Source organism: Bacteroidota bacterium, assembly GCA_034439655.1.
Classification (GTDB): domain Bacteria; phylum Bacteroidota; class Bacteroidia; order UKL13-3; family UKL13-3; genus CANJUD01.
Window position 1 is genome coordinate 1 of record JAWXAU010000122.1, and the last position, 9,361, is coordinate 9,361.

Annotated in this window: 8 protein-coding genes; 7 read left to right on the top strand and 1 reads right to left on the bottom strand. The window is 37.4% G+C overall.

The features are described from left to right. Nucleotides 1–306 precede the first annotated feature (306 nt). On the bottom strand, nucleotides 307–1,809 hold the full coding sequence (locus tag SGJ10_08640) for a hypothetical protein (protein ID MDZ4758191.1): 1,503 nt from the start codon (nucleotides 1,807–1,809) through the stop codon (nucleotides 307–309). A gap of 128 nt (nucleotides 1,810–1,937) precedes the next feature. On the opposite strand from SGJ10_08640, the gene SGJ10_08645 reads away from it, so the two are divergent. The 7 genes from SGJ10_08645 (at nucleotide 1,938) to lpxA (ending at nucleotide 9,164) form a co-directional block, all read left to right on the top strand. After that, entirely contained in the window at nucleotides 1,938–3,164 is a 1,227-nt protein-coding gene (locus tag SGJ10_08645) for an HD domain-containing protein (protein MDZ4758192.1), read from the top strand. Nucleotides 3,165–3,214: 50 nt separating this feature from the next. Next, on the top strand, nucleotides 3,215–4,258 hold the full coding sequence (lpxD, locus tag SGJ10_08650) for a UDP-3-O-(3-hydroxymyristoyl)glucosamine N-acyltransferase (GenBank protein ID MDZ4758193.1): 1,044 nt from the start codon (nucleotides 3,215–3,217) through the stop codon (nucleotides 4,256–4,258). A 48-nt stretch (nucleotides 4,259–4,306) separates the two neighbouring features. Continuing rightward, a complete protein-coding gene (locus SGJ10_08655; protein ID MDZ4758194.1) occupies nucleotides 4,307–5,734 on the top strand; it encodes a bifunctional UDP-3-O-[3-hydroxymyristoyl] N-acetylglucosamine deacetylase/3-hydroxyacyl-ACP dehydratase in 1,428 nt (475 codons plus the stop codon). Then, the gene (gene rfbB / locus SGJ10_08660; GenBank protein MDZ4758195.1) at nucleotides 5,731–6,780 is read left to right on the top strand and encodes a dTDP-glucose 4,6-dehydratase; all 1,050 of its coding nucleotides are present in this window, start codon (nucleotides 5,731–5,733) and stop codon (nucleotides 6,778–6,780) included. The genes SGJ10_08655 and rfbB overlap by 4 nt, the downstream gene beginning before the upstream one ends. Nucleotides 6,781–6,787: 7 nt before the next feature. Further along, nucleotides 6,788–7,267, top strand: coding sequence for a hypothetical protein (locus SGJ10_08665; GenBank protein MDZ4758196.1), 480 nt, complete (start codon nucleotides 6,788–6,790; stop codon nucleotides 7,265–7,267). A gap of 13 nt (nucleotides 7,268–7,280) precedes the next feature. Then, nucleotides 7,281–8,276 (top strand): radical SAM protein, encoded by a 996-nt coding sequence (locus SGJ10_08670; GenBank protein MDZ4758197.1) that lies wholly within the window; start codon nucleotides 7,281–7,283, stop codon nucleotides 8,274–8,276. Between the two features lie 105 nt (nucleotides 8,277–8,381). Beyond that, nucleotides 8,382–9,164, top strand: coding sequence for an acyl-ACP--UDP-N-acetylglucosamine O-acyltransferase (gene lpxA / locus SGJ10_08675; GenBank protein ID MDZ4758198.1), 783 nt, complete (start codon nucleotides 8,382–8,384; stop codon nucleotides 9,162–9,164). Nucleotides 9,165–9,361: the final 197 nt, after the last annotated feature.

Consider the following 9,361-nt stretch of genomic DNA (forward strand, 5'->3'; position numbering starts at 1 on the left):
AATAGTCCAAAAGAAAGGGACTAATTCCCCCGCATCCCGATAATTATCGGGATTAAGCGGGGCTTTCGGGATGTAGTTCGGCATTACCATTCTACAAACTAATCCGCCGCTGTCGGAGAACTATTTTAGGTTAAGAAATGGTATAATTTCCTGTTATTGAACATGATTTCCTGCAAAATTTTTTTCCACCTATTCGGTGGTTTTTCTGCCGTGGCGGATTTATAGGTAAATATGGTTCTAATTATTTGTTTATTACCCAACAGGAATTTTGAAAAGTATAGGTGATTATGCTAAGTATATATTATACTAAAACCTCATCTTCCAAATACTATAATTCTTATTCTCTTGCGTCACCATCAGCATTTGGTCTTTCGCTACTTGTCTAGATTCTACAGGAACTATCATGGTTTCGTCTTCAGCACTAGAGCTAAGAGAACGCTCTATCATTTTACCATTTGCAAGTACCGTCACTTCTATAATACCAGAGCTTTTTCTGTCGAGTTTATTATAATAAAAAATAATCCTATCGGGCAGTACCATAGTGGTGAATGAGGAGAAAATTCCATCATCGTTCAAGGTGCTTTGGTTTTTGTGAATGGCTTCTTTCCAACATAAATTCCCGGCACTATCGAGGCAAATTAATATTATTTCATTATATATAAATATAGTACGATAGGTGGTTTGCATGGTGCCGTTCACAAAATAATTGGTGCTCTGCTGACTTGTATAATACTTTTCGGCAACCAATAAAGTTTTACCATTCTCGAAAGGGTAGAAATTTTTTATATAATAATCTTTCAAGTCGGAGGAGAAATAATACACACGATTACCCAAAAACTTTATACGATCGCTATCGTTAAAATTGTGGTTTTTTGTTTGAACAAGTGCGGGTGTTTCTAAATTAAACTCACAGTGGAACATCCCATCTATCTTATCTGATTCTTCTGAGCCTTCAAAGCCTTGTATGATAATTTTATGATGTTTCGGGTCAACCAAAAATGTAGCCTGCTTGATATAATAATTCTCAGAAGGAATGATAAGCCGCGACATTGTTCTATCTTTAGCATTATAATAGTGTATACTGTGCTTATATTTGGAGGGTATTTTGTGGTAAACGGAATCCAGATACTCGGTGCTAAGCATATAAAAATTGCCCCCATTATCCATCTGTATTTCCTCTATATCTACATTGTCGTTTGTATAGCCTGGTACTAAACTTGTATCATACAACAAATTTCCATCACCATCAAACACAGTAATGTTCATGGAAAATTCTCCACTTGCATTATAGTCGGTATTGAATAATAGTGTTTTGCTTTTGTCAGGGCTTTGATCTATAATAAATTCACCATCGTCTTTATAACTTTTCAAGGGCGTTTCAGCAATTTTTGCTGGGTTACCCAAGGGCTTGCCATTATATGCAAATTTTTCAATATACACGGTATTTTTTGCTTTAAAGATATCATGTTTTTTGGTGAGGAGCAATACATGGTTATCAAACGCTAACGTATGAATGATACGACTTTTACGAGATTTGGGTTTTAATTTAAACGACTGCAAAACTTGCATCTCGTCAGAATAAGTCTGTACATATACTTTTTTATTTTCACTTTCATTTTTGGATAGAGAAAAAACATTTTCCTTTGCAATTTTACCGCACCATGTAATATTTGCCTTGCTGTTAAAAAGGTAATCAGGGGCCGACTTTATTATATTTTGCGATTCACAAAAATAAACCGAATGGAGACAAGAAAAATATATTATATATATTAACCTCATGGCTTTACTATAGTGTCCCATTTTTTTCATCGTGCTGATTTGTTTCCTTTTATCGTTCCCAATGTATTTAGGAAGGACTAAATTGACTTAGGCGAACAAAAGTAGCTGCAAATGACGGATATTTGCACAATAAAAAAACCGCATTTTAAATTTATCTTGTGTCCAAATATAAAAGAAAAATTATTAACGACCCTGTTTACGGCCTTGTAAATGTGCCCTATGAACTTGTATTCGACATCATAGAAACTCCAACTTTTCAACGACTTCGCAGAATTAACCAATTGGGAATGACCAACCTGGTATACCCCGGTGCTTTGCATACCCGCTTCCACCATGCTATTGGGGCTATGCACTTGATGCAAATGGCGGTAGAAAACTTGAGATTTAAAGGCGTAGAAATCTCTGAGCATGAAGCCGAGGCGGCATCTGTTGCTATACTATTGCACGATGTGGGGCATGGGCCTTTCAGCCATGCTTTGGAAAATTCAATTATTGAAGTACACCACGAAGAACTTTCATTGGCCTTGATGGATGAGCTTAATGATGCTTTTGATGGGCGATTACAAACGGCAATTCAGATATTTAAAAATGAATATCCCCGCAAATTTTTTCATCAACTTATCAGTGGGCAACTGGACATGGATCGCCTTGATTATTTGAGGAGGGATAGTTTTTACACGGGTGTTTCGGAGGGCACCGTAGGTTTCGACCGTATCATACACATGCTCGATGTGTACAATGATGACTTGGTGGTAGAGGAAAAAGGCATCTACTCTATCGAAAAATTCTTGTTAGCCCGCCGTCTGATGTATTGGCAAGTATATCTTCATAAAACAGTAATAGCTGCCGAAAGTCTGTTAATCAATATTTTGACAAGGGCAAAATATGTTTCGCAACAGGGTATTGAGCTTTTTGCCACACCTACTTTGCAGTATTTCTTGCAACAACAAATAAATACCGGGCAATTTAATAGCAACAAAAAACATATATTAAGTCAGTTTGTGAAGCTCGACGATTTTGATGTGCTCGCATCCATTAAAAGTTGGACTGAAGCCCCTGATAAGGTTTTAGCCTTATTGTGCCAATGGATGGTCGACCGTAATTTGCCCAAAGTAATTTTACAAGACAGCCCCATCTCGTTGCAAGTATTATTAGAAAAGCAAACCGAAATATCTCAAAAGTATGGCGTGAGTCTGCAAGATGCTTCTTATTTTGTATATGAAGGAACCGTGTCGAATATTACCTATGACAAAGAAGAAAAGGGCATTAAAATTTTGATGAAAAATGGGGAGGTGTCCGATTTGTCAATGGTTTCGCAACAATATAATATTCCTTCGGTGTATAAATCTATGTCGAAATATTATATGTGTTTCAAGGCAAATTAAATAATTTTATTTTAGCGAATTCAATACCATCTTTGCACAAACAAAACACGATGCAGATAACCGCAAAAATATTAGCAGAACTCACAGGTGGTGAGCTTGTTGGCAATGAGTATGCGGTGGTAAAGGGTGTTTCAAAAATCGACCAAAGCGAACCTGAAACCCTCAGCTTTTTCGCAAACCCCAAATACGAAAACTTTTTGTATACCTGCAAATCGTCAGTAGTTTTGGTGGCTAAGAACTTTAATCCACAACAAACGATTACTACTACCTTAATTAAGGTGGATGACCCTTATGCTGCCTTTACAAATTTATTGGAGCAATACCATCAACAACAGTTGCCAAGCTATGAAGGCATCAGCGAAAAAGCCTCAGTGCACCAAAGTGCTGTATTGGGAAATCATATATATATTGGCGATTTTGCCGTGATAGAAGAAGGAGCTACAATTGCTGATGGTGCAATGATTTATCCGCAAACATATATAGGCAAAAATGTAAAAATAGGTTCTGGAACTATTATATATCCAGGTGTAAAAATATATTATAATTGTGAGATAGGAAACAACTGTATAGTGCATGCAGGAACTATTATAGGATCGGATGGTTTTGGTCATGCACCACAACCCGACAGGACCTATAAAAAAGTACCGCAGATGGGAAATGTTATCATATATAATAACGTAGAGATAGGTGCAAATTGTACGATAGACAGAGCCACCATGGGCAGCACAATTATAAAAGACGGCGTGAAATTGGACAACTTGATACAAGTGGCACATAATTGTGAGATAGGCGAAAACACAGTAATTGCAGCATTGACCGGGATTTCGGGCAGCTCCAAGTTGGGGCAGCAGTGTGTGATAGGCGGGCAAGTAGGATTTGTGGGCCATGTGAACATAGCAAACGGCACACAGATAGGAGCCCAATCGGGTATTATGAAAGATATAACCGAAGAGAAAAAAGCATGGATAGGTTCGCCTATATATGAATTACGTGAGTCTTTCAAAATGCAGGCAGCCTATAGAAATTTGCCCGAAATGGCAAAAAGAATCAATGAACTTGAAAGGATAATTAAAAAATTAAACGAACAGCTATAATATATTTTTGTCGAAATAAATATATATATATAATACTTGTAGTACACTATGAATTTAAAACAAACAACCATAAAAAAATCGGTATCACTTACAGGTATTGGTCTCCATACGGGGTCGCAGGTAAGTTTGGAATTTTGGCCTGCCGCAGAACATCACGGATATAAATTCCAACGCACAGATATGCCCGGGGAGCCCATTGTAGAAGCAGATGTAGATTATGTGGTTGATGTGAGCAGGGGAACAACTTTAGAAAAAAACGGAGCTAGGATAGCTACAGTTGAGCATTGCTTGGCAGCACTTGCCGGCCTTGAGATTGACAATGTACTTATTAAAATAAATGGTCCCGAAATTCCCATAATGGATGGTAGTGCCATGCCCTTTGTGGAGGCATTACAATCGGCAGGTATTATAGAGCAAGAAGCAGATAGGGAATATTTTAACTTGGCTCAAAACGTCCATTATTTAGAAGAAGACCGCGGTGTAGAAATGATTGCCATGCCCCTCGACGATTATAGGCTCACGGTGATGGTGGATTATAATTCGCCCGTATTGGGCAGTCAGCACGCATCGCTTACCAGTTTGAAGGAATTTAAAAAAGAGATTGCAAGTTGCCGTACTTTTTGTTTTTTGCATGAGCTTGAAGCATTATTAAAAAATGATTTAATAAAAGGCGGCGATTTGAATAATGCTATTGTAATAGTTGACCGTGTGGTAACGGATGATGAACTGGATCACTTGGCTGGATTATTTAATAAGCCCAAAGTAGAAGTACGCAAAGAAGGAATATTAAATAATGTGGAATTGCGTTTTCAAAATGAGCCCGCACGTCATAAACTGCTTGACTTGGTAGGCGATTTAGCACTAATTGGTATGCCCATTAAAGCACAGATTATGTCGGCCAGACCAGGGCATGCTGCCAATGTAGCTTTTGCAAAAAAAATAAAAGCCCTTATTAAAAAATCGAAGAAAAAAAGCGGTGCTCCTATCTATGATCCCAACATAAAACCAATTCATGATACAGTTGCTATTATGAAGATGTTGCCACACAAACACCCGTTTTTGATGGTAGATAAAATCATAGATATGACAGCAACTAGCGTGGTAGGAATAAAAAACATTACCCACGATCAATATTTTTTTGCAGGACATTTCCCTACGGAGCCATTGTTTCCAGCGGTTTTGCAAATAGAAGCCATGGCACAAGCTGGTGGTATTTTAATATTAAGCCAAGTGCCCGATCCAGAAAATTATGTAACGTATTTTGTAAAGATTGACAATGCAAAATTCAAAGACAAAGTAGTTCCCGGCGACACCCTCATTTTAAAACTAGAACTCACACAACCTTTCCGACGTGGTTTGGCTATAATGAAAGGGTCAGCTTATGTAGGAGATAGATTGGTGTCGGAAGCGGATATGATGGCACAAGTAGTAAAAAAACAACCCGCCAATGCGGATATAACTAATAAGCAAAAATGAAAATTTGTATAACAGGCGGGGCAGGATTTATAGGCTCACATGTGGTGCGTCTATTTGTAAAAAAATACCCCCATTACCAAATATATAATTTGGACAAACTAACCTATGCCGGAAACCTTCAAAATCTTGTAGATATTGAGCATGAACCTAACTATACTTTTGTAAAAGGCGATATTGTAGACAATGATTTTATTACCAGTTTTTTTGAACAGGAACAATTTGATGGAGTAATACATCTTGCAGCCGAAAGCCATGTAGACCGTTCTATTTTAAATCCGCTTGAGTTTGTACAAACCAATGTAATAGGTACCGTAAATTTATTGAATGCCTGTAGACATATATGGGGCAATAATTATGACAACAAAATGTTCTATCATATTTCTACCGATGAAGTGTATGGTACTTTGGGCGATGATGATAAATTTACAGAAGAAACCCATTACGACCCGCATTCTCCCTATTCTGCGTCGAAAGCAGCAAGCGACCATTTTGTGAGGGCATATTATGATACCTATAAGATGCCTGTAAAAATCAGCAATTGTTCTAATAATTTTGGCACACACCATTTTCCCGAAAAATTGATTCCCTTATGTATCCATAATATTAAAAACAACAAACCATTGCCTATCTATGGTAGAGGTGAAAATATTAGAGACTGGCTATGGGTAGCCGATCATGCACGAGCTATTGATACTATATATCACGAGGGTGTATTGGGCGAAACCTATAATATAGGCGGAAACAACGAGTGGAAAAATATAGACTTGGTAAAATTATTATGCAATTTGATGGATGGCAAGCTGAACAGAGCAGCGGGTGAATCGCTAAAACTGATTACCTATGTTACTGATAGAGCAGGCCATGATTTCAGATATGCTATAGACTCGTCAAAACTACAAAACAATTTAAACTGGAAACCAACTGGGGATTTTGAAGGTGTACTATCGCAAACAATTGATTGGTATTTGCAGAACGAAGAATGGCTGGATAATGTAACCTCGGGAAATTATCAAAAATATTACGACCAACAATATATAAATAGATAAAAAGTATATGAACAAACAAATTATTTTAGTCCCTGTAATTATTGGAATTTCTTTATTTTTCGCATCAAGCACCTTTGCACAAGACGGAAATTATAAGAGTTCAATCGGAGCATCCATTGGCAGGCCAACGGGCCTCAATTTTAAAGCTTTTATAAGTGATAAGGGAGCTTTGGATTTTGTAGCAGGCACTCGATTAAGCAGTGGTTTTAGTGATATCTGGGTAATGGGCTTATTTCAATTTCACCAAGATATGAAATCGGAGGGAGCAAAATTTTATTTCGGAGGGGGAATAACTGCACTGTACACAAAGCTACCTTTCACCCAATTAAGAGCAGGGATAGCTGGCAATATCGGCCTGGAATATAAATTTGCTGAAGCACCCATTGTATTAGCAATAGATTGGTCGCCGACAGCTTACCTCATTGGCAGTCCAAAAGAAATTGATTTTACTTTTGTAGCACTTAAAGCACGTTATGTATTAAACTAATAGTATTATAGAAATGCTGCTTCGCAAAAAACCTGTTCTGTGCAATTACTATGTAACGTATCGTTGCAATGCAAAGTGCAGTTTTTGTGATATTTGGGAAAAACCAAGTCCTTATGTTACGCTCGAAAATGTAGAACAAAACCTAGTACAACTGAAAAAATTGGGAGTGAAAGTAATTGATTTTACAGGCGGAGAGCCTTTACTACATCAAGAGTTAGACAAGCTTTTACTATTAGCAAAAAAATATAATTTTATTACTACCGTTACCACCAATACTTTATTATATCCTAAATATGCCGAGAAGCTAAAAGGATTAATAGATATGTTACATTTTAGTTTAGACTCAGCCAATGAAGAAAAGCATAATGCAAGTAGGGGAGTTAAATGTTATGATAAGTTTGTAGAATCACTGCAAGTAGCAAAATCGCTGGGTGAGCGGCCGGATATATTATATACAGTAAGCGAAAAAAACATAGAAGAAATAGAAGAAGTATATAACAAATTTTGTCTGCCCAATAAATACATATTGATTTTAAATCCCATTTTTGAATACAACGGCGTTGGTAGTAAAATAAGCGACCAACAACTTAATGATTTATTGCAATGGGGTAAAAAGAAATATATATACTTAAATAAAGCTTTCATTACTTTGCGAAAGGACGGAGGTAATCATATTGATAAGCCAGTTTGTAAAGCAGCTACTACAAGTATCGTAATATCTCCTTTTAATGAATTAGTAATGCCATGCTACCATTTGGGTGCAGAGAAAATGCCGATCAATAATGATTTAATCGAATTACGCAATTCTGCTATATCACAATATTATATAGCAAACGAAGGAAGATTGCCTGGCTGTGAAGGATGCACGGTGAATTGCTATATGCAGCCATCGTTTAGTGTTAATGTAAATAAATATTGGTTAGATGCGTTACCTTCTACGCTTAAATACAATATGTTAAAAGGAACTTGGAAAAAATTAGATATAGGATTAAATAAAGCAGCACTATAGTGCACAGTAATTAGTAATCAGTGCCATTGGGTGTCGGCTACTGACCACTGCCCGCCGCGGCGGGCTGACCACTAAAATATAAAATATAAAATATAAAATGATCTTATGATTCAACCGTTTGCATATGTAAATCCTCAGGCCAAAATAGCCGACAATGTAGTGATAGATCCTTTCACTGTGATTCATAAAAACGTGGAAATAGGCGAAGGCACATGGGTGGGACCCAATGTCACGATATTTGAAGGGGCAAGAATTGGAAAAAACTGCCGTATTTTTCCAGGAGCTGTTATATCTGCAATTCCACAAGATTTGAAATTTGCAGGCGAAGAAACCACTTGCGAAATCGGTGACCATGTTACCATTCGTGAGTGCGTAACGATTAACAGAGGTACTACCGACAAATGGAAAACTATTGTAGGCAGTCATGCTTTATTGATGGCGTACGTGCATGTAGCCCACGATTGTATAATAGGCGATAATAGTATCCTTGCAAATTCCGTTCAATTGGCAGGCCACGTTACTGTGGGCGAGTTTGCAATTGTGGGTGGACTTTCGGCGGTACACCAATTTGTAAATATTGGCCAACATGCAATGGTATCAGGAGGTTCATTGGTGCGAAAAGATGTGCCTTTATATACAAAAGCAGCACGTGAACCTTTGAGTTATGAAGGCGTAAATAGTATAGGTCTTCGTAGACGAGGTTTTTCTTCCGAAAAAATAGCTGAGATACAAGAGATATATAGATTGCTCTTTTTAAGAGGACATAATACCGCTAGAGCCATGCAAATAATTGAGGCAGAAATGCCTGCCACCAAAGAGCGTGACGAGATATTGGATTTCATCAGAGAATCGGATAGAGGAATTATGAAAGGATATCAAGCACGATAAAAAATATAATAGTACCTACCTTTATGAAAAAATATACTATCATACTTACAACAATCTTTATTTGCTGCCAATCAGCATCAGCTCAAAAAAAAATGTACCAATATCCAGTTACACAAAAACAAACCCACAGCGATAATTATCATGGCACCACTGTGCAAGACCCTTACCGGTGGCTCGAATACGACACAGCCGCTAAT